Annotated in this window: 20 protein-coding genes and 2 pseudogenes; 13 read left to right on the top strand and 9 right to left on the bottom strand. The window is 61.4% G+C overall.

From position 1 onward, the window contains the following. Nucleotides 1–7 precede the first annotated feature (7 nt). From LN139_RS04125 to LN139_RS04110, 4 genes are all read right to left on the bottom strand, one after another. Nucleotides 8–322 (bottom strand): hypothetical protein, encoded by a 315-nt coding sequence (locus tag LN139_RS04125; RefSeq protein WP_236358893.1) that lies wholly within the window; start codon nucleotides 320–322, stop codon nucleotides 8–10. A 197-nt stretch (nucleotides 323–519) separates the two neighbouring features. Then, nucleotides 520–1,413 carry a nucleotidyltransferase domain-containing protein gene (locus LN139_RS04120; RefSeq protein ID WP_236358891.1) on the bottom strand — a complete coding sequence of 298 codons (894 nt, stop codon included), beginning with the start codon at nucleotides 1,411–1,413 and terminating at the stop codon, nucleotides 520–522. A 13-nt stretch (nucleotides 1,414–1,426) separates the two neighbouring features. Further along, on the bottom strand, nucleotides 1,427–1,732 hold the full coding sequence (locus LN139_RS04115) for a hypothetical protein (protein ID WP_236358889.1): 306 nt from the start codon (nucleotides 1,730–1,732) through the stop codon (nucleotides 1,427–1,429). Continuing rightward, entirely contained in the window at nucleotides 1,729–2,367 is a 639-nt protein-coding gene (locus LN139_RS04110) for a patatin-like phospholipase family protein (RefSeq protein WP_236358887.1), read from the bottom strand. Before LN139_RS04110 ends, LN139_RS04115 begins: the two co-directional genes overlap by 4 nt. Before the next feature lie 330 nt (nucleotides 2,368–2,697). On the opposite strand from LN139_RS04110, the gene LN139_RS04105 reads away from it, so the two are divergent. Then, the gene (locus tag LN139_RS04105; protein ID WP_236358885.1) at nucleotides 2,698–3,963 is read left to right on the top strand and encodes a hypothetical protein; all 1,266 of its coding nucleotides are present in this window, start codon (nucleotides 2,698–2,700) and stop codon (nucleotides 3,961–3,963) included. A gap of 393 nt (nucleotides 3,964–4,356) precedes the next feature. Here the strand turns inward: LN139_RS04105 and LN139_RS04100 are convergent. Further along, a protein-coding gene (locus tag LN139_RS04100; protein ID WP_442964345.1) for an IS5 family transposase occupies nucleotides 4,357–5,210 on the bottom strand; the annotation gives its coding sequence in 2 pieces (ribosomal slippage) (nucleotides 4,357–4,866 and nucleotides 4,869–5,210; 852 coding nt in all). Between the two features lie 704 nt (nucleotides 5,211–5,914). Between LN139_RS04100 and LN139_RS04095 the strand changes: the two genes are divergently transcribed. The 5 genes from LN139_RS04095 (at nucleotide 5,915) to LN139_RS04070 (ending at nucleotide 13,524) form a co-directional block, all read left to right on the top strand. Beyond that, complete coding sequence (locus tag LN139_RS04095) at nucleotides 5,915–6,124, top strand: DUF6124 family protein (protein WP_236358883.1); 210 nt, start codon at nucleotides 5,915–5,917, stop codon at nucleotides 6,122–6,124. A gap of 1,036 nt (nucleotides 6,125–7,160) precedes the next feature. Beyond that, nucleotides 7,161–7,769: a hypothetical protein gene (locus tag LN139_RS04090; RefSeq protein ID WP_236358881.1), complete on the top strand. Its 609-nt coding sequence runs from the start codon at nucleotides 7,161–7,163 to the stop codon at nucleotides 7,767–7,769. Between the two features lie 2 nt (nucleotides 7,770–7,771). Then, a complete protein-coding gene (locus LN139_RS04085; RefSeq protein WP_236358879.1) occupies nucleotides 7,772–8,479 on the top strand; it encodes a hypothetical protein in 708 nt (235 codons plus the stop codon). A gap of 171 nt (nucleotides 8,480–8,650) precedes the next feature. Further along, a complete protein-coding gene (locus LN139_RS24695) occupies nucleotides 8,651–11,191 on the top strand; it encodes a M10 family metallopeptidase C-terminal domain-containing protein (RefSeq protein WP_268944816.1) in 2,541 nt (846 codons plus the stop codon). Nucleotides 11,192–11,358: 167 nt separating this feature from the next. After that, nucleotides 11,359–13,524, top strand: coding sequence for a TonB-dependent receptor (locus LN139_RS04070; RefSeq protein WP_236358877.1), 2,166 nt, complete (start codon nucleotides 11,359–11,361; stop codon nucleotides 13,522–13,524). A gap of 51 nt (nucleotides 13,525–13,575) precedes the next feature. Here LN139_RS04070 and LN139_RS04065 read toward each other — a convergent pair whose 3' ends face one another. Next, complete coding sequence (locus tag LN139_RS04065) at nucleotides 13,576–14,247, bottom strand: NUDIX domain-containing protein (protein WP_236358875.1); 672 nt, start codon at nucleotides 14,245–14,247, stop codon at nucleotides 13,576–13,578. 83 nt (nucleotides 14,248–14,330) lie between these two features. Between LN139_RS04065 and LN139_RS04060 the strand changes: the two genes are divergently transcribed. The 3 genes and pseudogenes from LN139_RS04060 to nadE all read left to right on the top strand — a co-directional run bounded on the left by LN139_RS04060 (nucleotide 14,331) and on the right by nadE (nucleotide 17,018). Further along, entirely contained in the window at nucleotides 14,331–14,972 is a 642-nt protein-coding gene (locus tag LN139_RS04060) for an isochorismatase family protein (protein WP_236358874.1), read from the top strand. 2 nt (nucleotides 14,973–14,974) lie between these two features. Continuing rightward, nucleotides 14,975–16,169, top strand: a pseudogene (pncB, locus tag LN139_RS04055) (nicotinate phosphoribosyltransferase). Between the two features lie 21 nt (nucleotides 16,170–16,190). Then, nucleotides 16,191–17,018 (top strand): ammonia-dependent NAD(+) synthetase, encoded by an 828-nt coding sequence (nadE, locus tag LN139_RS04050; protein WP_236358871.1) that lies wholly within the window; start codon nucleotides 16,191–16,193, stop codon nucleotides 17,016–17,018. A gap of 122 nt (nucleotides 17,019–17,140) precedes the next feature. On the opposite strand, the gene LN139_RS04045 is transcribed toward nadE, so the two are convergent. Further along, on the bottom strand, nucleotides 17,141–18,298 hold the full coding sequence (locus LN139_RS04045; RefSeq protein WP_236358869.1) for an ATP-binding protein: 1,158 nt from the start codon (nucleotides 18,296–18,298) through the stop codon (nucleotides 17,141–17,143). Nucleotides 18,299–18,506: 208 nt separating this feature from the next. On the opposite strand from LN139_RS04045, the gene LN139_RS04040 reads away from it, so the two are divergent. Both LN139_RS04040 and LN139_RS04035 read left to right on the top strand, forming a co-directional pair. After that, nucleotides 18,507–19,583 carry an AbrB family transcriptional regulator gene (locus tag LN139_RS04040; protein ID WP_236358867.1) on the top strand — a complete coding sequence of 359 codons (1,077 nt, stop codon included), beginning with the start codon at nucleotides 18,507–18,509 and terminating at the stop codon, nucleotides 19,581–19,583. A gap of 67 nt (nucleotides 19,584–19,650) precedes the next feature. Further along, complete coding sequence (locus LN139_RS04035; RefSeq protein ID WP_236358865.1) at nucleotides 19,651–19,998, top strand: hypothetical protein; 348 nt, start codon at nucleotides 19,651–19,653, stop codon at nucleotides 19,996–19,998. Nucleotides 19,999–20,050: 52 nt separating this feature from the next. On the opposite strand, the gene LN139_RS04030 is transcribed toward LN139_RS04035, so the two are convergent. Further along, nucleotides 20,051–20,947: a LysR family transcriptional regulator gene (locus tag LN139_RS04030; RefSeq protein WP_236358863.1), complete on the bottom strand. Its 897-nt coding sequence runs from the start codon at nucleotides 20,945–20,947 to the stop codon at nucleotides 20,051–20,053. Between the two features lie 88 nt (nucleotides 20,948–21,035). Here LN139_RS04030 and LN139_RS04025 point away from each other — a divergent pair, with 88 nt between their 5' ends. Then, nucleotides 21,036–21,809 (top strand): NAD(P)H-dependent oxidoreductase, encoded by a 774-nt coding sequence (locus LN139_RS04025; protein ID WP_236358861.1) that lies wholly within the window; start codon nucleotides 21,036–21,038, stop codon nucleotides 21,807–21,809. A gap of 243 nt (nucleotides 21,810–22,052) precedes the next feature. Beyond that, on the top strand, nucleotides 22,053–22,895 hold the full coding sequence (locus tag LN139_RS04020; protein WP_236358860.1) for a DMT family transporter: 843 nt from the start codon (nucleotides 22,053–22,055) through the stop codon (nucleotides 22,893–22,895). On the opposite strand, the pseudogene ptrR reads toward LN139_RS04020, so the two are convergent. After that, nucleotides 22,885–23,738: pseudogene (ptrR, locus tag LN139_RS04015) on the bottom strand (putrescine utilization regulator PtrR). The gene LN139_RS04020 and the pseudogene ptrR sit on opposite strands and share 11 nt — an antisense overlap. Between the last annotated feature and the right edge of the window lie 41 nt (nucleotides 23,739–23,779).

The raw sequence follows: 23,779 nt of genomic DNA, 5'->3' as shown, positions 1-23,779 counted from the left end.
AGTGAAATCACTGTGTTGGCTTTGTGAAGGGTTGACCGCTATTCAGAATGTTTTTGGTCTCGATGTTAAACCTGTCCAGTAATGAGGCACCGTCAGTGACGCCCAGAATCTGATCGATTGCATGGATTTTCACGCTTGCATCGCCGATCTCGAAATCTGTGTTGTTGAACACAGCCTCTGCCTCATTGTGGAGCGCATAGGCCATATGCGCCGCGACACGGACGCTCATAGGAGCATCCACATCTCTGCCTAGATAATCGGCAAGCAACTTCTTGATTTCAAGCAGTGTGAGCGCGAGTAGCTTTGCCTGGTGAGTATTCATAAGTTATGCCAAATCTGAGAGCAAGATTGCTGGAAAGTTTGTAAGGTTACAAGAACTCTTATCCGGGCAAAAGCGAAAGACCTCATGGGTCGATGGCGGTATGTCGTGACCGGCTGCAATTTACCCGAAGCGGCCGTTCATCGGCCAGCAGCAGCCCTTGACAAAGTCCTCCTGAATTGTTGTGCCGCCCCCTCGACTTACCAACCGTTCCAGAGTTTGACAGCCGCCTCTATGAAAGCATCGCATTGGTCCTGCGGCCAACACGTGTGATGGCCATCACGCAGTAAGTAATACTGCTCGTTAGCACACACAAGCTCAGGTTTATTCGCATCCACGCGATACCAGTTCACAACATTGGCCACGCAGTCCGAATAGCTCGTTCTGAACCTGTCGGTTGGCACGTTGTATAATAAGCCTTCTAGATAGTACGAGGGGGCAGTACCGGCCTTAATCAAACCTTCGCTCATCATTCTACTGCGCATGTTCTTTAACACCCGCGCCATAGGTTTCAACCACCCAGACGTCGCTTGATGCTTGGAGATCATGCTTGCCGAGTGCTGCTTCGGATAATTTGCTATTTGCTCGCCATCCGCGTTGAAGAAGCATATCCCTTCAATGTATGCGGAGTCGGTTGAAGATCTGAATTTTGAGTACTTCCGAAACTGGACTGCCGCGATTACATCGGACTTTCGCCGCGAACCGCTAGCGTCGATGGTAATGGCCTTTCCTCTGGCATCCAGCGCTTCCCCATATTGCGCTTGAAGCACAGATAATACATCTCGCTTGAAGTCAACATACGTGTAAGCCGCAGTGCTGAAAGCATGCCTATGTACAGTCTTCTCTTCCTCAGATAGCCAATCGGTATCGCTGAAAAAACAATCATCGAGTCTAATTACGACATCTACATCGCTCTCAGTGTAGATGTTCGTGTCATTTCCATAAGAGCCTTGGAGAAAAACCTTGAACTTCTTATTGGCATATGGCGTTGTGGCACCTTCCAGCACGCCCTTTATCGAGCTATATGTGCTGCTCGACTGGGCGATGGACCCTTGGTGAGACCAGGTTTCGAGTTGAGATTCGGGTATTGGCATCTGCCCCTCCTGGCTAAACCAAATAATCGTGAAGTTGCTCTTCTCGTGAAGCAAATGACTCTCGGCCACGCTGGAACAGCATCCCCAGTTTACTGAGATCATGCTCCAGAAGGTCGGTGGCCATTTCAGGTGCGGTGTAGCAGTCACTAATCCGAATGGTCGGGACATCGTGGAAAAGAATCTGGCGCAATTGATCCATCGACTGAGTGTTAATTTCCAAGGTTTTCTGTAGCAACTGCACGCTAACTAGATATTTCTTAGCTAGCCACATTTTTAGCCCCGGCTTTGGCTCTGGATAAACACCTACTCCAATGCTCACAACTCGGATGTTCTGACGCTCGTATTTGAGGGCCTGTACAGCATCTGCGATTGCGTAAAGAGTTGGATTGTTCGCGCAATAGCCGCCATCGAGAAGTTCGATGTCCTCACCACTCGAGGTTCTAACTGTAGTGCGCTCAAAAAGGGGTAGGCAGAGCACGAAGCTTTCACCGCATCAGCAATGTTTACGCCAAAACCAGGAACGAACGTATTCTTTCGTCCGTGTGCCTGCAAAACACTGCCTTTGAAAATCATTGGACGCTCAGTCATCCACTTGGCTGTGACAATCCCGACTCCAGTTTTCACATCGCTGAATGTGGCATTACCGAAAATTTCGTTTGCCAGCTTCTTCAATTCCGCCGATTTGGCCGACGCCGTTTTTTGCGACATCACTGCCGGAACATGTTTTCGATACATGCCCAGAATTGAGTCGATGTTGTAACCGAGTGCAATTAGCGCCGCAATGATGGCGCCTGTGCTCGTGCCGAACACGATATCGAACTTCTTATGCAGCTCACCCCCTACCATGGCCTCAATTTCTTTTAGCACCCCTAAAGTATAGAACCCTTTGGCGCCGCCACCATCTAGCGACAAAATCCGAAGGGGGGCGGATGCTGCCTGTCCTGTTTCTAGCATTTCAAAAATCTTCCATTGGCTGGCTTAGAATGCACATCCTATCCCTGAATCTGTAGGATGCCCGTGAAGCATACGCTGTTAAACTCACATAATACAAAATTACGTCATGTGTCAATGTATAAATTTCGCTCAGGGCTGGAAAAATAGATTTTAAATGTTAAGCTATCCTTTTAGACTTACACGAGCGTGCCTGCCAGTCCTGACGCCACTAGTAAAAAATTTTTGGTGATGATGAAACTCCATAATCCATATGTTTTTGATTGGCACAATCTCGCCTCAACCTTGCTATCACTGGATCTTACGAGCTAATAAATAGAGGGATAATAAATCATGGATGAGCCACTGCTTCGAGAAATTTCTGAGCGCTATTTGCTACCATTTTTTTCAGGCGCTAGACTTGATCCACAAGTGGGGAAATCCAGCACTAGTGAAAAAACTGTTGCCTTTGTAGTAAATCAACAAACCATTGGCTTTAAGGTTAATAAAAATGACGGATACCGGCTGCATATCAGGCGCGACCAGAGCTTTTCACCTGCGACCAGTCCGGCTGGGGAATTTAATCTAATCCAGGCTTTCGTTGACTGCCTGAGTAGCATGGAAAGCATACTCACGCAGGATCTCAAAGATGAATTCCTCTCGACATTTCAGAGGCGAGTGATTGCAAAGGCAATCGCACCTGAAGGAAGATATAAAATTATTTTGTCGGCGATAGATCAGATATCCCTTTGGGCGTCGAGACTTTATGAAGGGGCTCCCATCTGCAGCGCAATTGGAATTTCACCAGATACCCAGAACCCCTCCAGTATCACATTGCAAAGCATTGGAAGTAGTGACTTTGGTGCAGTGCTTTCCAATGGTATTGACACCCTTATTGAGTTCAACCAAGATCTAGAGTTCGTTAAACATCACGTGCTTGACCTTCCTCCAGCTACCGAAAAAATCTCTCCTTGGAGGCATAGAGCTATAGCGGAATGGACAAATGGTGCCGTAGGCAGAATTGCATTAGTGCTAAATCGTCTAGGTGAAGTCCTTATATTTATTCATGGGCAGTTGCTATTCGCAAGGCGAAGTGGAACTTGGCATTTTTTGACTCATGATCCGGTTGTCAGCCAGATGTCGGTTCCCAAGAACCCAAATGTGCGGTTAGCGATCTATGAGACTTTATTGGATGCATCGTTTGCCCGCACGGGTGCCTGCATAGGGGTTGTACGTCATCGAGCTAGTCAGAGTTGGACTGAGTTAGTAAATACAGGTGATAGACTTGAGCCAACTAACTCAGATAAGGCCGCCACGATCCAAAGAATTATCGGTGGCCGACTATTCCACGAACTCCCGCGTGCGTTAAGGCAGGAATTGGTCGCGATCGATGGGTCAACGGTTATGGACCATACCGGAAAAATTCTCGCTGTTGGTGCAATATTGAAGCTACCTGGGGGCAGCACTAGTGGTGGCAGAACAGCGGCGGCAATCGAGCTCGGAAAATTAGGTCTAGGAGTTAAGGTCTCCCAAGATGGCGGAATTACTGGATATCTTCATGCCAAAGAAAAAGACAAAGAAAAATACAATTCCAATATCCCCGCTTTTCGCACGATGTGAATTTTCGCAGTTCTCTTACCTCTTTGAACACTCCCCTCTAGCTGCTTTCTGTCCAAATGGGAGGCGGCCCTCTTGAGAAAGTTTGTCTTTGGCCGATAGGTGTCCTCGGTGAACGGCAGCAATGTGTCGAGATATACCGCTCACGGATGGCCGCCTTTGGCCGGCTGCAGCCGCATTAAGCTTTTCTCCGTCGTTGAAACGATCATGATTACGTTATGCTCTGAATCTGACTCAAAGGCCCCCAAATGCGCATCACCCACGACAACCGCCTACCCGAAATCCTCCAACTCGAACACCTTCTATACGGCTTCAACTACGACGTCTGGATCAACATCTACGGCCCTCTCGACCTGAACCGCTCGCTTGACGTCCAGCTGTCCGAGCTCTTTACCACTAGGCTCTGTACGAAACCAACTGTTTTAAACACCGCAACGAGCACGCCAGCGAAACCATAGCGGCAAAGCTCTCTGCCAGCTTGTCATAGCGCGTACCAATTCTGCGGTTGTCTTTGAGCCAGCCGAACATCCGCTCAATGATGTTCCGCTGCGCGTATTTGGGCTTGTCGAACAGGCGAGGCAAGCCCGGTTTCGGCTTGCGCTTCATCATCCGAAGGGGAATGACGGGCTGCATTCGATAGCGGTCGCAGTATTGGCGCAGCGCCTCGGCGTCATAACCTTTGTCTGCTAGTAGCCATCTGCAGCGCTTGCGTGGCCGGCCACGTACAGTCGGAAGATGGGCGCCGTCCAGGAGGGGTTGGGCGTAGTTGATGTCGCTTGCGTTGCCACCGGAGAGCAGAAAGCGAAGAGGAATGCCGTTAGCGTCGCACAGCATATGAATCTTGGTGGTGAAGCCTCCGCGGCTGCGGCCTAGAGCATGATCGGCGGGTTCGTCAGGCCCCCTTTTTTACCCGCGCCGGAGGCCGAGCGGGAGGCACGTATGGCGGTTGAATCGATCATCCAGGTCTTCAGATCGATCCGGCCTTTTTCGTTGAGCTTCAGTTGCAGCCGTTTGAGCATCTGGCTGAAGACACGTTGGTTTCGCCAATCGCGAAAGCGCTGATAGACGCTTGACCAGGGCCCGAAATCCTCCGGCATGTCGCGCCATGGTGCTCCCGAACAGAGTACCCACAGGATGCCATTGAGCATCTGCCGATCATCACGACGGGGGCGACCTTTGCGCTGCGGACCTGTGAAAAGATCCGCTACCAAATCCCAAGCTTCATCCGAAATATCGTACCGACTGGCCATTAGAGGATTCCTTTCCCTGGATGGCGGGAGACTCTACGGCAACTGCTCTGCGGTGTGGGTTTGGCTGAGTTTCTGCCAATTACGTACAGAGCCTAGCGTTGTCATTGGGAACAGCTTTCCCGTAACCCTCGACGAAGCCCGAATCGAGATCACAGACGCTCTGCTTCACCCAGGTGACAGCGGATCCGGCCCTATCGACCTACCAACGAAGCGCTCAGAGATCCTTGCCCTTATAGAAATCCTGCTCGAACGCGTCAATCTTGCTCACGCCACCTCCATCACGTCTTTCTGGCTCGACAAAGGCCACCCGGCCTACCCTGTCTTCTGGGACTTCGCCTTCGACATCCACACCCCCGACCAAAGATGGGTCTTCATGGGCAGCAGCAGCGACTGAACGCCCCCCACGTTCTGGTTGAACCACAGAGAACGATTGCCCCCTCCCCCAACCCCCGCTACCCTTACCGCCGCCACTGTCAATCCAGTGGCCTGGGCGTAGGAACCCGGAACAAAACTAGGCGCGCACGTGCCAACCATCCGTCACTGCCAGCGGTCTCCGCTTGCCGCAGTGCGTTATGGCAGCTGTGCGCGGGCACGCTCACGCGTGGCCGGTTGCCTAGAGTTCCGGTATTCCTACCCCGCGTACAGTTGCCACCCAAAGCCCGTAGGAAGGCCTCTGGCAACTCCACAACTCTGGGAGCCGCGCCATGACCTTGAACGCACCACCGCTCACCCTCGAACAACTCCTCACCGACGCCGATGAACTCCTGCGCTGCGCCCGCGCCACGGCGTATGAAAGCGCTGACGATCAGCAAGGCAGCCGGCGCGATCATGCCTTCGCGGTGGTGCATCTGATTGACATGGCCCGTACCAAGTTGGATATGGCGTTGCAAATGCAGGCGCCTGCTCGGAATTGAACCCTCGACAGCGCTGATCCTTGAGCTTGAGATGACACCGGCACTGACTCTGGTAGAAATGCTGGGGGCTTGGGGATGGTGCCGCCAGGTCAGAAAGTGGTTGGCTTTCGTGACCGCGTCGCCCGGCGCAGCCGGCCTCCCACAGGTTGAGTCACGAGACAAAGCCTTCGAGGCTGTGCATGTGCATCTTATTAAGATGGCGCGGGCCAAGTTGGAGGCAGCGTTGCAAATGCAGGGGGATGGTGCCGCCAGGTCAGAAAGTGGTTGGCTTTCGTGACCGCGTCGCCCGGCGCAGCCGGCCTCCCACAGGTTGAGTCACGAGACAAAGCCTTCGAGGCTGTGCATGTGCATCTTATTGAGATGGCGCGGGCCAAGTTGGAGGCGGCGTTGAAGATACAGGCGGCTGCTCGGAATTGAACCCTCGACAGCGCCGATCCTTGAGCTTGAGATGACACCGGCACGGACCCTGGTGGACATGCTGGGGGGCTTGGGGATGGCGCCGCCAGGGCAAAAAAGTGGTTGGTTTTCGTGACCGCGTCGCCCGGCACAGCCGGCCTCCCACGGGTTGAGTCGCGAGACAAAGCCTTCGAGGCTGTGCATGTGCATCTTATTGAGATGGCGCGGGCCAAGTTGGAGGCGGCGTTGAAGATGCAGGCGGCTGCTCGGGATTGAACCCTCGACAGCGCCGATCCTTGACCTTGAGATGACAGAGACACTGACCCTGGTGGAAATGCTGGGGGCTTGGGGATGGTGCCGCTAAGTCGAAAAAGTGGTTGGCTTTGGTGGCCTCGTCGCCCGGCGCAGCCGGCCTCCCACAAATTGAAGTGCGCGAACATGCTGTTTTTGGCGATAGGGCTGATAGAGGGTGGCAGGTTGGGTGATGAGGTTGAGAGGGTCGCGTCGCGCGGCGTAGCCGCTCTCCTACGGTTGGAAATGGGGCGTTGTTTGGCATCGTTGCAAACGGGGCGAGTGATTGGTGTGTGCCAAGCTCGGTGATATCATTGCGCCTTCATTTACCCTAGCTCATGGACGACACATGCTCCTGCCTACCCGCATTCTTTCGATTCTGTTCTGCGCCCTGCTGGCCACTGGTTGCGCCGGGCCGGCAAGTGCCCCATCCGAACCGGTCAAGCTGGAGCCATTGGGGCCTGTACTGGCTTCGACGCCTGCGCGTGAGGCCTGGATCGAGCAAGCGGTCGGCCGCGATCCGGTGGCCAAGCCTGATAGCAAGCCTGCCCTGGACGGCAGCACGATAGGCCCGCGGATCGCGGAAATGCAGGGCAAGTACGGTTCCAAACTGCCGCCAGCCTATTGGGCGCTGTACCGGAAGAACCTGGAAACGATGCAATACGAGCTGAACCATCAGGCCGACGCGCCCCGCGCCCAATACCTGGCAAGCTTTCGGGATGAGCTGAGCCGTGCTGACGACACCACGCTCCAGGCCCTGGCCACCAACAGCGACAAGCTTCCGGAGCCTGCGCGCAGCCAGTGGTTGGAGCGTATGAAGCTGCGCACCCTTCGTTACATGCTTACTGCCAATCAATCGTTCAGAGACATCACCGGTGCGCATCTCGAGCGCATGGCTTCGATGGATCGGCAGTACAACGCCTGTGCAGTCATTCCCAAATGTTGGGACAAGCCCTGAATATGTCCGAACACCACATACGCGCCGCCCGCGAAAGCGCCCAGCGGCACCGGAAGTTGCCTGCACTTTTCCGCCTGCTCGCCATCGATGTCACCCTGGCGATCGCCGTCACGGGCGGGCTGCTGACAATCAATGGCTATGCCCACCTTGAGAAGTTCTACAACACACTCGATATCCCTCTCGCTCGCTTGAACCTCAGCACCCAGGTGCTGCTCTCCTACGGCGGTGCCGGCTTGGGGACCGCCTTTATGTTGTTTTTCCTGATAGCCGCCCTGTTGGGAGGCATCACGGTGCTACTGGGACTTTTAGAGAAGCCTGGCAGAGTGCACTCAGCCTCTGAAGTGACAGGCATTCGGGCACGCGTCAGGGCGCGAGTAAAAGAACTCGATTTCGACCTCAGGTGGGCCGGGATTCTCGTCTGCGTTGCTCTGTTAGTGTTCGCTGTCTGGAAGGCCGTCCTGCGAGACCCGTCAGAATCCGGCCGCCGCGCCGCTATCAGCGTGATCAAGCACTGCACAGAGGAAACGCTGTTTTACCAAGGCGAAACCCGCACAGGCTGCGTCATCACCGAATCCGACGACATGTTCTACCTGATCAAACGCCTGAACGTCAGCGACACCCACGTCAGCTTCAACTCCTTCCGGCTCCCCAAAGCGGGCTTTCTCAAAAGTCAGGGCGACACTCAAACGCTCAACGTGAAGGAAGACTGAACCGCCCGCCGTATACCCCCTACCCCACCCGGAACTTTCCGCCCTCCCGCACTCCATATCCCAGCGACCTTCCCGCTGTCGTCGCCCCTAGAGGGGAACTGTCGCCATGCCAGCACCGGCCTCGGCCCGTGCTGGCAGGCACCCTCCGTTCCCATCCATTGGAAGCAACCCATGGCACAGATATTCAACGTGAAGGACTACGGCGCGGTCGGCGATTGGGCCACCGACGATACCCAGGCGATCCAGGCCGCCATCGACGCGGCGGCGGCTGCGGGGGGCGGTACGGTGTACGTGCCCACGGGCGACTACGTGCTGAACAAGCAGGGCGGTGGCGTGGTGCTGGATGTGAAGGCCGACGTCACCCTGGCCGGGCAGGACCCCTACCAGACGCGCTTCTGGCTGGACACCGATCACACCACCGGCGACATCGACGCGATCGTACGCCTGAGCGGCGACAACACGTCGGCGTTCAACATCGGGATCGATGCTGGCCTTCCTACCGGCGTGGTCAATGGCTGGGCGGTGGGCGATGGAGTAAAGGCCTCGCTGCATAACGTGAGCATCGCCAATACCACAGGTATCGGCTTCGATCTGCGCGCGCAAGGCAGCGAGGTGACCTTGAGCAATGCCGACTCTTTGGGCAGCCAGCGGGGTGGCGTGATCGCCGAAGGGCTGGTGAACAGCCGCATCAGCGACAGCAGCTTCAGCGACAATGGCGGTAATGGCGTGGAAGTCACCGGCGCTGTGGAGCTTGCTGGGATCGTGAGCCTGTCCAACTTCGGCAACGGTTTTGTGCTGCGCGGCGATGCGCAGGGCAACGCACCGACGCTGGTCGCCAGCAGCGCCTCGGGCAACTTCCGGGACGGCGTGCGCGTGGAGAATGCCACCGGCGTGGTACTCGACCATTTGCTCGCCGATGACAACGACAGGGCCGGTGTGAGCCTGCAAAACGCCGAGGGCACGCAGATTACCGCCAGTTCCATCAGCGGCAACGCGCAGCACACCGCCTCGGCCGAGTTGGTGCTGGCCGACAGCCACGGCACCCGTATCGAGGGCAACCGCTTCGGTGGGCAAACCGACGGCGCCAATGGGGCGACCAAGGGCCAGGCCGTGGAGGAACGCGGCGGCAGCGACGCCAACATCGTTGGTGGCAACCTCATCAGCAGCACCTATGAAACCGCTACGCAGTTGCTCGGTGGCGCCAGCGCAGCCTTCGACAACACTCACACCCAGGTGAGCTATGGCTCGACCGGCGACGACAGGATCAGCAGCGGTGAAGGTGCCTACGACCATGAGGTCTACGGCGGTGCCGGCAACGACACGCTGTACGGTGGCGTGCTCGACGACACCTTGGTCGGTGGCGCCGGCGCCGACCTGCTCAATGGCGGCAAGGGCGACGACACCTTCCGCTTCACGGCCATCGGCGACAGCTACCGCAGTGCCAGCGGCCAATCGGCCGACACCATCGGCGACTTCGACGTACGCCATGACAGCCTCGACCTCACCTCACTCGGGCTCACCGGGCTGGGCGATGGCCGCCACGGCACCGTGGCGCTGCGCTACGACGCCGGCCAGAACCTCACGTACCTGGAGAACTTCGACGCCAATGCCCAAGGCCAGCATTTCGCGCTGATGCTCAAGGGCGATTACCGCAGCACCCTGACCGATGCCAACTTCCTGCCGATCGTGCAGGGCACGGCGAGCGACGACACGCTCCATGGCACCACCCAAGGCCGCGAGACCTTGCTGGGCGGCGATGGCAACGACGCGCTGTACGGCCGTGGCAGCGGTGACCGCCTCGAAGGCGGCAAAGGGGCAGACCGGCTGGTGGGCGATGCGGGTGCCGATACCTTCGTGTACAGCCGGTTGAGCGACAGCCAGGTTGATGCTGCCGGCAAGGACAACGGCCGTGACCTGATCGTGGATTTCAACGCCGAGGACGGCGACCTGATCGATGTGAGCGCGCTGGGCTTCACCGGCCTGGGCGACGGCCGCGGAACGACGCTTGCGGTCAGCTACGACAGCAGCCACGACGTGACCCGCCTGAGCTCACGGGAGCAGGACGACGCCGGCAATCATTTCCAGGTTGCGCTCAAAGGCAACCACCTGCTGGACCTGAGCCCGAACAGCATCCGCTTCACTGCACCGGCCACCGAGCATGAGGTCACCCCCTACAGCAACCAGCCGGTGTACATCACCGGCACTGAACGCAGCGACACCATCGTCGGCTCTAACGCCACGCAGTACATCGACGCAGGCGCTGGCAACGACGTGGTGATGGGCGGCGCCAACGGTGATTCCATCACCGGCGGGCTTGGCGCCGACCGCCTGACCGGGGGCTCTGGCCGCGACACCTTCGTTTACCACAGCGTGGAAGACAGCTACCGCACCGCCGACAAAAGCTATTCGGACCTGATCACCGACTTCGACAACGGCACCGACAGCCTCCAGGTGCGTGACCTGGGCTACACCGGTATCGGCAATGGCTTCAACGGCACCTTGAAGATCGACTACAACGCCGAGCTGGACCGCACCTACGTACGCGACCTTCAGGGTGATGGCCAGGGCAGGTTCTTCCAGGTCACGTTGTCGGGCGACCAGACGGGCAGCCTGTCCTATGTGAACTTCGGCTTCGCCAGCGCAGCGGCGACCGATGATGCGATAGAGGTGCTGGGGGTGGCGACGGCCACGCAGGCTGATCACGCGGCTTGAGCCAATGGGCGGGGCGGCCCGGGAACAGGCTGCCCCGCCAATGGCGCAAAACGCTGAAAAGCAAGACAGCTCTCAAAACAAAACCTAATTAATATTAATTTGCATTTCCACCTGATAGCCTGACCGGCCGCCTCACGGCCCCCTTCCCTCAGCTATCAGGTACACCCATGGCTCTCGCATTCCCCTCCCGCCCCACAGCGCTGGCGCTGTGCTGTTCCTTTTCCCTCATGGCCAATGCCGCCGACTCGGTGATCGAGCTGGATGCCACCGACATCAGCGGCACGGCGCTTAAACCGGTGGCCAACCCCTTGCCGGAAACCTACGGCGGTGGCCAGGTGGCCCGGGGTGGGCAGATGGGGGTGCTGGGCAATCAGGACGTGCACGACGTGCCCTTCACCATGAACAGCTACACCGCCAAGCTGATCGAAGACCAGCAGGCCGAGGACGTGGGCGATGTGCTGGCCAACGACCCGTCGGTGCGCCAATCGTTCGGCTTTGGCAACCAGTCGCAGGTGTTCGTGATCCGTGGCCTGCCGCTGGCCAGTGACGACATCGCCTACAACGGCCTGTACGGCGTGTTGCCTCGGCAGATCCTCTCCACCGATGCCATCGAGCGGGTGGAGGTGTTCAAAGGCCCGAGTGCCTTCCTCAATGGTGCCTCCCCCACCGGCACGGGCCTGGGCGGCAGCGTGAACCTGCAGCCCAAGCGCGCCGGCGACACGCCCACCCGCCGCTACACCCAGGACATCAGCACAGATGGCCGCATCGGCGAGCACCTCGACCTGGGCCAGCGCTTCGGGGAAGACAACCGCTTCGGCGCGCGGCTGAACCTGTCGCAGCGCGAGGGCGAAACGGCGGTCGACGATCAGGACCAGCGCACCAAGCTCTTCGTGGCCGGGCTGGATTACCGGGGCGACGGCATGCGCGTCTCTACTGATTTCGGCTACCAGAAGCAGCGCGTCAATCACCTGCGCAATAGTGTGCGGCCGGGCACCGCGACGACGATCCCGACCGCGCCGGATGCCGACCACAACTACGGCCAGCCGTGGACCTTCACGGAAACCGAAGACACCTTCGGCATGATGCGCGGCGAGTGGGACCTGAGCGAGAACTGGACAGCGTATGTAGCCGGCGGGGCCAAGCACACGCGGGAAACAGGCTTCTACGGCACACCGGTGCTGGTGGGCAACAGCGGTGCGGCGACCATCACAGGTTCCGATATTCGCCACAACGAAGACAACACCAGCTTGGCAGCAGGCATCAACGGCCGCGTGCAAACCGGGCCGGTCAGCCATCAGATCGCGGTGGGCGCCACCACGCTGTGGGCGCAACAGGAAAATGCCTACACCTTCTATACCCGTGGCAATACCAACATTTACAGCACTCCAGTGCTGCCAAGGCCCACGCCCACTTCGACACAGGCCGGCGACATGAGCGACCCCGGCGTCACCGGCAAGACGCGCAACAGAGGGTTTTCGGTGGCCGACACCGTCGGCCTGTTCGACGACCGCCTGCTGTTGACCTACGGCCTGCGCAGCCAGCAATTGCGTGTGGAGGGCTACGATTACAACGGCAATTCCGCCAATCAGGGCCGCAATGCGTTTTACGACAAATCGATCACTACCCCGGTCTACGGGGCGGTCTACAAGGCCACCGACACGCTATCGCTGTATGCCAACCGCATAGAGGGCCTGGCCAAAGGCGCCACGGCCTCGGGGGCCGACATCGACAATGCCGGCGTCACCTTCCCGCCGGGCCGCACCAAACAGGTAGAAGCCGGTATCAAACTGGACATGGGCAACTTCGGCGCAGACCTGAGCGCGTTTCGCATCGAGCGCCCTACCGATGGCTACGCGGACGGCCGTATCTACGTGCAGAACGGCATGCAGGTCAACAAAGGTGTCGAGCTCAGCCTGTTCGGCGAACCCATCGAAGGCCTGCGCGTGATCGCCGGCGGCACTCGCATGACCTCCGAGCTGAAAGACACCAAAAACGGTGCTGCCGACGGCAACGATGCCGTAGGCGTCCCGACCTTCCAGCTCAACGCCAGCGTCGACTGGGACGTCCCCGGCCTGCCGGGCGTGGCCCTCAATGCCCGCGCCATGCGCACAGGCACCCAGTACGCCGACCAGGCCAACAACCTCAAGCTGCCGGCCTGGAACCGCTATGACGCCGGCGCCCGCTACCGCTTCAAGGTGTCGCAGAAGGACGTGACCCTGCGCGTGAACGTGGAAAACCTCACCAACAAGAACTACTGGGCCTCGGCCAACGGCGGCTACCTCACCCAAGGCGAGCCACGGCTGGTGAAGTTCTCGGGCACGGTGGACTTCTGACCTGAAGGTCGGCTTGCCCGCCTCACCGGCAGCGGGCAAGCCGGCCAGCGTTCACGCCAACACACTGCGATCGAACAGGAACACCTCGCTGTTGGCCCGCTCCAGCACCTGCTGCGGCCGGCCCATCTTCGGGTAGCGCTTGTCGCCGGTCTCGCGCACCCAGCCTTCCTGCTTCATCCGCTCCAGCCGCTTGCGCAGGCTGGTGTGCTGCACCGCCGCGCCCAGCACCGCTTCGAACGCGCCCAATACCTCAGTCACCGTGAAGCACGGGGCCAGCAGCAGCAGCGGCAAGGAACTGTAAACGGCCTTGCTGCTCAAACGCTCCCGCGCACGCTGCACCAGGTCGTCATGGTCGAAAGGCAATTCGGGCAAGGCGCTCAGCGGGAAGAACGCCAGGTCCTCCCCTTCCACCTGGGCTTCGGGTGCGAGCAGCGCGAGGTACACGCTGCTCATCGTCCAGCCGCGCGGGTCGCGCTCGCCGTTGCCGACGGTGGCTACCTGTTCCAGGTATTGAGGTGTAACGCGCGCCTTTTCATCCAGCGCGCGGGCAGCCGCGGCGTCGAGGCTGGGGTCGGCGCAGCGGCCGTTGACCAGCACGCCGGGCAAGGCCCACTGCCCGGCGAAGGGCGCGTTAGCGCGGCGGATCAACAGCAGCTCCAGCCCGGTGGGCGCCAGGCGCAAGGCGACGATGTCGACCCCGGCCAGTATCAGTGCATCGCTCATCGCGGCCTCGTTTCAGAAATAACTCGACTACATATTACATCAGGTGAAATATGTGTCTACCCCATTCACAGCGGAGAGCCCTCATGACCATCGCCAGTTTCGACGTCGACGCGCAAAAAGGCTTCACGCCTCTGTGCCCTGCTGAGCTGCCGGTGCCGGAGGGCCACCTGATCGGTGCGCAGCTCAACCTGCTGGCCAGCCGTGCGCAACTGCGCCTGGGCAGCAAGGATGCACACTCGCCGAGTGCGCCATGGGTGGTGGGCTCGCACGCCGAAATGCTGCAACCGCTGGCGCTGCCCGACGCCGACCTCACCTGGGTGAGCCACTGCGTACCGGGCACGCCGGGCTTCGAGCTGCTCGATGAATTACCCGAGCCGCTGGCTTACGACTACTTCGTGTGGAAAGGCGTAGAGCCTGGGCTGCACCCCTACGGCGCCTGCTACCACGACCTGGCCGAGCGGCGCAGCACCGGTGCCATCGAGTACCTGCGCGCCCAGGGCGTGAGCACCGTGCTGGTGGGCGGGCTGGCGCTGGACTACTGCGTGAAGACCACCGCCCTGCAACTGCGCCAGGCAGGCCTGGAGGTGCTGGTGTACCTCCCCGCCTGCCGCGCCATCGCCCAAGCCACCGCCGACGCGGCCTGCGCCCAGATGCGCGCCGCCGGCATCACTTTATGCGCCAGCGCCCCGGAACTGGACGCAGCGCTTGATCGCAAGGAGCAATGAACATGACCGAGAGCGTATTCGCTGACCGCATCGTGCAGAACCTGCTCGATACCGACTTCTACAAGCTCACCATGATGCAGGCCGTGCTGCACAACTACCCCAACGCCGAGGTGGAGTGGGAATTTCGCTGCCGCAACGCCGAGGACCTCACGCCCTGACCTCGCCGAGATCCGCTACCAGATCGAGCGGCTGGCCGAGATCAGCGTCACCCCCGACCAGTTGACCTGGCTGGAGAAGATCCCGTTCGTGAAGCCGGACTTCATCCGCTTCCTCAGCCTGTTCCGCTTCAACCTGCGCTATGTGCACACCAGCGTCGAGGACGGCCAGCTCTGCGTGCGCCTGCGCGGGCCGTGGCTGCACGTGATCCTTTACGAAGTGCCGCTGCTGGCGATCATCAGCGAGGTGCGCAACCGTTACGTACACCGCGATGTCGTGATCGAGCAGGTGCGCGAGCGCCTCTACAGCAAGCTCGACTGGCTGCGCGGTGAAGCCAGCCCGGCGGAGCTGGCAGGCTTTCAGGTCGCGGACTTCGGCACTCGCCGGCGCTTCTCTTACCGGGTGCAGGAAGAGGTGGTCAACGTGCTCAAGCATGACTTCCCCGGCCGTTTCGTCGGCACCAGCAACGTACACCTGGCCCGCGAGCTGGACGTTCGCCCACTCGGCACCATGGCCCACGAATGGCTGATGGCCCACCAGCAACTGGGCCCGCGGCTGATCGACAGCCAGAACGCCGCGCTGGACTGCTGGGTACGCGAGTACCGTGGCCTCCTCGGCATCGCGCTGACCGACTGCATCACCATGGATGCCTTCCTGAACGACTTCGACCTGTTCTTCGCCAAGCTCTTCGATGGCTTGCGCCATGACTCGGGCGACCCGTTGCAGTGGGCGGAAAAGGCCATCGCCCACTATGAAAAGCTCGGCATCGACCCACTGAGCAAGACGCTGGTGTTCTCCGACGGGCTCAACCTCGAGAAGGCGCTGGGGCTCGATCGCGCACTGCACCAGCGGATCAATGTAAGCTTCGGCATCGGCACCAACCTCACCTGCGACATCCCGGGGGTGAAGCCTTTGAACATCGTGATCAAGATGACGGCCTGCAACGGCCAGCCGGTGGCGAAGATCTCCGACAGCCCCGGCAAGACCCAATGCCGCGACGAAAACTTCGTCGCCTACCTCAAACACGTTTTCCGCGTCTGACCCGCCCTCAAGGAGACCGACATGAGCAACCGCCAAGCCGAAATCGCCGCTGCGCTGGCTGTCACCCCCGCGTTCAAGGACCAGGCCGCCCTGGCCGCCGAAGTCGAGCGGCGCAAGGCCTTCATCAAGAACACCCTCAAGGCCTCCGGGCTCAAGGTGCTGGTGCTGGGCATCAGCGGTGGTGTGGACTCCTCCACCGCCGGGCGCCTGGCGCAGCTGAGCGTCGAGGAACTGCGCAAGGAAACCGGCGACAGCGCCTACCGTTTCGTCGCCGTGCGCCTGCCCCACGGCGTGCAACACGACGAGGCCGATGCCGCTGCGGCCATGCGCTTTGTCGCCGCCGATGAAGAAGCCACAGTGAACATCGCCGGCGCCGTCAAAGGCCTGGCCGAGACCGTCAGCCACCTCGAAGGCCTGACCCCGGCTCGCCGCGATTTCGTGATGGGCAACACCAAGGCGCGCATTCGCATGGTTGCGCAGTACACCATCGCCAACGCCTACGACGGCCTGGTCATCGGCACCGACCATGCCGCCGAAGCGGTGATGGGCTTCTTCACCAAGTTCGGCGACGGCGCCTGCGACCTGGCCCCGCTGAGCGGGCTGGTGAAGCATCAGGTGCGTGCGATCGCGCAATTCCTTGGCGGGCCGGAAAGCCTGGTGATGAAGGTGCCGACTGCCGACCTGGAAGAGCTCAACCCCGGTAAACCGGACGAGCACGCCCACGGGGTGAGCTATGCGCAGATCGATGCCTTCCTGCATGGTGAGGCGGTGAGCCAGGAAGCGTATGACATCATCGTGCGCACCTATGACAAGACTCAGCACAAGCGGGTGTTGCCGTTTGCGCCGTGAGTGATGCAGTCGCCCACTGCACGTCGCGCGGCTTGCCGCCCTCCTACCCTCTGAGCTGAGCCTCATCGCCGAACCTTGGTGGGAGGCCGGCTCGCCGGGCGACGTGCAACCGGCGAAACGCCTCAATCCAGTCCTTCCAGCATCCCTGCTGCCTGCAACAACTCGACGGTCACCGGTTCATCCACGGCATAAACCCCGCGTGAGGCTCGCCACACCAGGTTCTTTTCCTGCAAGGCGATCAGTGCCTGCTGCACATTGGAGATCTCAGCCTTGGCTTGTTGCTCAGAGACGGCCGCCTGCTGCATCGCCTTGGCATAGAGCGCCATGGTCGGCGCTTCAAAAGGCGCGAAGTCGTCTCCCTTGACACTCATCACCCGCAGCACCGCCGACTGAACAGGCGTCAGGCTATGAATGACCTTTTTCAGATTGGCCTGAAGCTCATTGGCCTGCGCGCGAACGCATTCTGCGAAGCGCACGGCCACTTGAGAGGGATCGAGTGAGAAGTCGAAGCGAATTTCGTCTGCCGCCGCGCCCAGCAGTTCCGGGCGGAAGCCGCACTCCTCGAACAGCTCGAACACCGTGGCCGGGTCCAGGGCCGCAGGGAGGTCGACATTGGCGCAGAACCAGTCGATGAAGGCCTGGTCCAGCGTCGGAAACTCCACCATGGAGGCGCCGAAAAAAGCCTGGTCCTTGCTATTGCGCAGCATTGCCAGCTTGTCCCGGTTGGAACCGGTGCACACCACACGCAGCCCATGATGCTTGGAACTGTTGAGTTCATCCCGGGCCGCCTTGAGCGCAAACAATGCGGCGGCGCCTTGCTCTGTGGTGATCGCCTGCTGGGCCTCGTCGATCATCAGCACGATAACCTTGCGTGACTCGTCGGAGAGCGCCACCAGTGCGCTGGTCAGGTCGATGTCCTTGCCCAGGCCGATCCTGTCGAGGCTAAAGTTGAGGCCCCCGACGGTGACCTTCTCCATGCCGGCGGACTTTGCCAGCCGAGTGATGAACCCCTCGCTTCGCCCGACCGCTTCACGCACCGCCTCGACGATCACCGCGCCAGGGTCTTTGGTGAGGTCTTTCCAGAGATCGGCATACAGCACGATAGCACCGGCCTCCTCCAATGCCGGGCGCAGGTCTTCGCGCACGAACGTGGATTTGCCCGTGCGCCTCGGGGCTGCCAGGAAAACTCCGGAGCCGGCTGCGCTGCCCACCGCAACGTTGAGGATGAGCTTGGAAAGCCGACTTGCCAGTGCCGGGCGATGGTAGAAGGTGGCGGACATGGACTGAACTCCGAAATACGATTACAGAGAATTATAAAGCAATTATAGAGTGATTATAGGGAGCCCTCCGATGGGTACGCATTTCGGAAATGTCACAAAATTCATTCCCCAAATCGATCAATCCATTCCTTTTTGCAAATAGACCGAATCGGTTAGCCCCCGGATAATTGCCCACAAGCCTGGCCCCCGACCTCACCCAGGCTCGGAGATGCCCTTGCCCCCCGCCGTATCGCTGTCCCTTCGTACCTGGCCCAGCAGCGTTCGCTGGCTCGCCTTGATCCTGCTGGCCGCAAGCGCCAGCCAACTGCTCAATCACCTCAACCTGCCTGCCGGGCAATTCATCGGGCCCATGCTGGTGGCCATCGGCTTTGGCGTCAGCGGTGTGAACCTGCGCCTGCCGCGCCAGGCGTTTCGCCTGAGCCAGGGCTGCGTGGGTTTGCTGGTGGCCCATTCGATGACCTGGGCGGTGCTGGGTGCGGTGGCCGATGCGTGGCCGGCGATGGTCGCCGCCACAGTGGTCACGACCTTGCTCAGTGTGGTGGTGGCGCTGGGCATGGTGCGCCTGGGCGGCATCCCCGGTAGCACCGCGGCCTGGGGCACGTCGCCGGGCGCAGCTTCGGCGATGGTGGCGATGGCCGAAGACCACGGCGCCGACCCACGGGTGGTCGCCACCATGCAGTACGTGCGGGTGGTGTGCGTGGTGATGGCAGGCGCGCTGATCAGCCGCTGGCTGGGGGTCAATGGCGGTGGCAGCGACAGCCACAGCACCGCCATGGCGATGGCCGCACCGCACATCGGCGTGCTGCTGGCCAACCTCGCGGTGCTGGGCGTGGGGGTGGCACTGGGCAACTGGGTGCCGGCCGGCGCCCTGCTGGTGCCGATGGTGATCGGCGGCGGGCTGCAACTGGCCGGTGTGCTGCCGGTGAGCCTGCCGGGCTGGCTGCTCTCGCTGGCGTACGGCGTGATCGGTTGCTACATCGGCCTGCGCTTTGACCGCGCCACGGTCGCCTACGTATGGCGTCGGCTGCCTGCGATGCTGGCGGGGTCGCTCGCGCTGGTAGTGCTGTGCGCGGCGCTGGCCTGGGTGCTGGCGCGCTGGATGGGTACGGATTTTCTCTCCATGTACCTGGCCACCAGCCCAGGTGGGCTGGATTCGATGGCGATCATCGCAGTCGACATTCACGCCGACGTCGGCCTGGTGCTGGCCATGCAGACGCTGCGCCTGTTCGCGGTGATCCTCACTGGCGCCTTCGTGGCGCGGCAGATTATTCGCATCACACGCTGAGCGGTCTGCCAATTGCTGCGAAATATGTAAAAATGCGCGCCGTTTCAACGCCTTGGAGATTCACGGTTTGGTCATCCACTACTCAACCAACGGCCAGGACAGCGCTTGCGGGCGCAGCAGCGCCACCCTCAGCGCCAGCGCCAGTGCCACCGACGTATCCTGCAAAAGCTGCCAGCGGTCGCTGGGCAAGCCACAGGAAACGGCGCCTGCCAAAAAGGCCACCCCTACACTGGCCGACCTGCGCAAGCCAAAAGCCGCCCCGGTGGCGGCGCCCGTAGCTGCGCCTGCAGCCGCGCCTGCCGTGGCACGCCCGGCCCGCAGTGGCGGCTTCAGCGTGGCCGCCGCCTGGCAGCAGCGCCTGGACGGCACCGGCAGCCGCCTGCCCCGTGGCAAGGCCAGGCAGCGTTTCGTCTGAGCCTGTTCGCCACCGCACACGGCCGCCGCAAGGCGGCCGTTGTGTTTGCGGGCTACTGCAACCCGGCGAGGATGCATTCACGCAGCCAGCGGTGGGCGCCGTCACGGTGCAGCCGCTCCGGCCACAGCATCACCATCTCGTAACCCGGCACCGGCAGGGGCGGCTCGGCGAGCGCCAGGCCTGGCTCACCCTGCACCAGGCGCAGCGGCACCATGGCCACCAGGTCGGTGTGCATCAGCGCAGCGCGCAGGAACAGAAAGTGCGGCACCGACAGCACCACACGGCGTTGCAAGCCGAGGCTCGCCAGTGCCTGGTCGGTCACCCCGGCAAAGCCGCCGCCATCGGGCGACACGATTGCATGCTCCAACTGCGCAAACTGCTCCAGGCTGAGCGTCCCGGCCAAAGCCGGGTGGCCCGCGCGGCCCGCCAGCACATAGCGCTCATGAAAAAGCGAACGGCAGTGCAGCCCGGGCGGTGAGCCTTCGCGCGTATGAAAGGCCAGGTCCAGCAGGCCCTGCTCGGCCGCCTGGGCCAGGCGCGGTGGGTTGAGCTCCAGCATCGCCAGGCGCGTGCCCGGCGCCTGCTCGCGCAGCCGGGCCAGGGCCGGCAGCACCAGGCACGTTTCGCCGTAGTCGGTGGCCGCGACCTTCCAGGTGAGCGTGGCGTGCGCCGGGTCGAACGGCGCGCTCGGCGCCACCGCCTGGCCCAAGGCTTCGAGCGCTGCGCGCAGCGGGTCGGCCAGCGCCAACGCCCTTGCCGTAGGGCGCATGCCGCGTGGGCCGGGCAGCAACAGCGGGTCATCGAAATGCTCGCGCAAGCGCGCCAGTTGCACACTCACCGCCGGCTGCGAGAGGTTCAAGCGCTCGGCGGCGCGGGTCACGTTCAAGGTGTCGAGCAGCACGTCGAGGGTGAGCAACAGGTTGAGGTCGAGCCTTGCGAAATCAATCACGGTTATGCCTGGGATTTGAGCCATTCATTTCCGCTATATAAGCACGCTTGGCACCCTTTGCAGCATCTTTGCCACAGGAGCCTGCCTGATGAATGTGTTGATCGTCTTCGCCCACCCCGAACCGCAATCGCTCAACGGTGCCTTGCTGCGCAGCGCCGTGCGGCAACTGGAAGCGGCGGGCCACAGCGTGCAGGTGAGTGACCTCTACGCCATGGGCTTCAAAGCTACCCTCGATGCCGAGGACTTCCCGCCCGGCGACGGCCCGTTCGACCCCTCGCTCGCCTCGCTCGAAGGCCTCGACAGCGGCGAGCAGCACCCTCAGATCAGCGCCGAGCAAGCCAAGCTCGACTGGGCCGACGCGCTGATCCTGCAATTTCCGCTCTGGTGGTTCAGCCTGCCTGCGATCCTCAAGGGCTGGGTGGAGCGGGTCTACGCCTATGGCTTCGCCTACGGCGTGGGCGAGCACTCCGACCAGCATTGGGGCGACCGTTACGGCGAAGGCCGGATGGCCGGCAAGCGCGCGATGCTGCTGGTGACCACCGGTGGTTGGGAAAGCCATTACAGCGCACGCGGCATCAACGGGCCGATCGACGACCTGCTGTTCCCCATTCACCACGGCGTGTTGCACTACCCCGGCTTCGACGTGCTGCCGCCGTTTCTGGTGCATCGCACCAGCCGCGTGGACGAGGCGCGCTTCGCGCAGATCGAAGCGCAACTGGGCGAGCGCCTGGCCAGCCTGTTCAGCGCCGCACCGATCCCTTTCCGCCGGCAGAACGGCGGCGATTACGCGATTCCGGCGCTTGAGCTCAAGCCCGAGCACAAGCCGGGCGCTGGAGGCTTCGGCATCCATCTGGCCGATTGACGTGCTTGCCGGGCCTGCGGTTTCTGGCTTACAGTCCCGGCACATCACTTTCCTTCGGAAACCCTTCATGCCTGCCAACGCCCAGTCGATCGTGGTCGTTCAGTGCGCCGTTGTGGCCATCGCCGCAGTCGCGCCGCCCGCTTCGGGCCGCTGACCCTTTCTCCGTTCCCGCGCGCCAGCCTCTGATTCGAGGCGGTACAGCTGCGCGCGGGTATAGCTGGACGATTTCAAAGCAGGTATCACATGCGTTCCTATCTCCACACCTGGGGCCCTACTGCCCTGTTCGTGCTGCTGTGGGGCAGCGCGGCGATCTTCTCCCGCTGGGGCCTTGACCACAGCTCGGCCTTCGCCATCCTCACCTTGCGCTTTACCGCCGCCCTGCTGGGGCTGGCGCTGCTCGCGCTGTTTCACCGCCGCTGGCTGCCGCCCAAGGGCCAGCGCTGGCCGGTGGTGCGTACCGGCGCCTTGCTGATCGGCGGCTATTCGCTGTGTTACTTCCTGGCGCTGGAGCACGGCATCACCCCTGGCGTGCTGGCCACAGTGCTGGGGGTGCAGCCCATCCTTACCTTGCTGCTGATGGAGCGGCGCGCTTCGGCCTTGCGCTGGCTGGGGCTGCTGCTGGCGTTGGCGGGCCTGACGCTGGTGGTACTGCAGGGCGTGCTCAAGGCGCAGTTGTCGTGGCTAGGAGTGGCCTTCGCGCTGCTGGCGCTGGCGTGCATGACCGGCGGCGCCATCCTGCAAAAGCGCCTGGCGCTGCCGCCGACGCAGGTGCTGCCGTTGCAGTACGCGGTCAGCCTGTTGATGTGCCTGGCCTGCGTGCCGTTCAAGCCGTTCCATGTGGAATGGGTGGCGGGCTTCATCGTGCCGATGCTGTGGCTGGGCCTGGCCATTTCGGTGGGCGCGCAACTGCTGCTGTACCGCATGATCGGCAGCGGTAACCTGGTCAACGTCACCAGCCTGTTCTACCTGGTGCCGGTGGTCACGGCGCTGCTGGACTGGCTGGTGCTGGGCAATGCCCTGAGCGGGCTGGCGCTGCTGGGCATGGCCGGGGTGCTGGGCGGCCTGGCGCTGGTGTTCAAGGGCTGAGCAGCGCCACCAGCGCGCTGAGCGCCGGGGTCTGCAGGCCCCGGCGCCACACCAGGCAGATGGGAATGCCGCTGAAGGCGCCGCCCACCTCGTGCACCTGCACCGAGGCTTGCGCCGGCATCGTCTCAAGCAGGCTGCGCGGCACCAGCGCAAGGCCGGAGCCGGCCGACACGCAGGCGACCATGCCGTGGTAGCTCTCCATCTCGAAGATCCGCCCCGGCGTTGCCTGGTCGCGCATGAACCATTCCTCGAACGAGCGCCGGTACGAACAGTTGGCACGAAACGCGTAGATGTTGCGGCCGTTCACCTCGCTGGCGCGGCGAATCGGCGGGTGCTCCAGCGCCGAGATCAGCACCAGGTTTTCCTCGAACACCGCGCAGCCTTCCAGCGCCGGGTGGTGCACCGGGCCGTCGACGAAGGCCCCGGCCATGCGCCCAGCGATCACGGCGTCGAGCAGCTCGCCGGAGGGGCCGGTGGAGAGGTCGAGCTCGACCTTTGGGTAACGCTGGTGAAAGGTCGCCAGCACCTGGGGCATGCGCACCGCCGCGATGCTTTCCAGCGCACCGAGGGCCAGCACGCCCATGGGCTCCTGGCCACTCACCGACAGCCGCGCTTCCTCTACCAGCGCCAGAATCCGCCGGGTGTAATCAAGAAAGCCGGCACCGGCCGGGACAGGCGCAGGCGCATTTTTTCGCGGATGAACAGGTCGCTGCCCAGCTCGGCTTCGAGCTGCTTGAGCCGCGTGGTCACGTTCGACGGCACCCGGTGCAGCCGCTCGGCCGCGCCGTTGACGCTGCCGCTGTCGGCCACCGCCTGGAAGATTTCGAGTTGGGAAAGGTCCACGGCCGTTAATTCTCTCTGAAAGAATATTTCGCTCAGTATTA

It is taken from the genome of Pseudomonas sp. KNUC1026 (genome assembly GCF_021650705.1).
In the GTDB taxonomy this organism is placed as follows: Bacteria; Pseudomonadota; Gammaproteobacteria; order Pseudomonadales; family Pseudomonadaceae; genus Aquipseudomonas.
The sequence above is the reverse complement of the archived record's forward strand: the minus strand, read 5'-3'. Positions and strand labels throughout refer to the sequence as shown.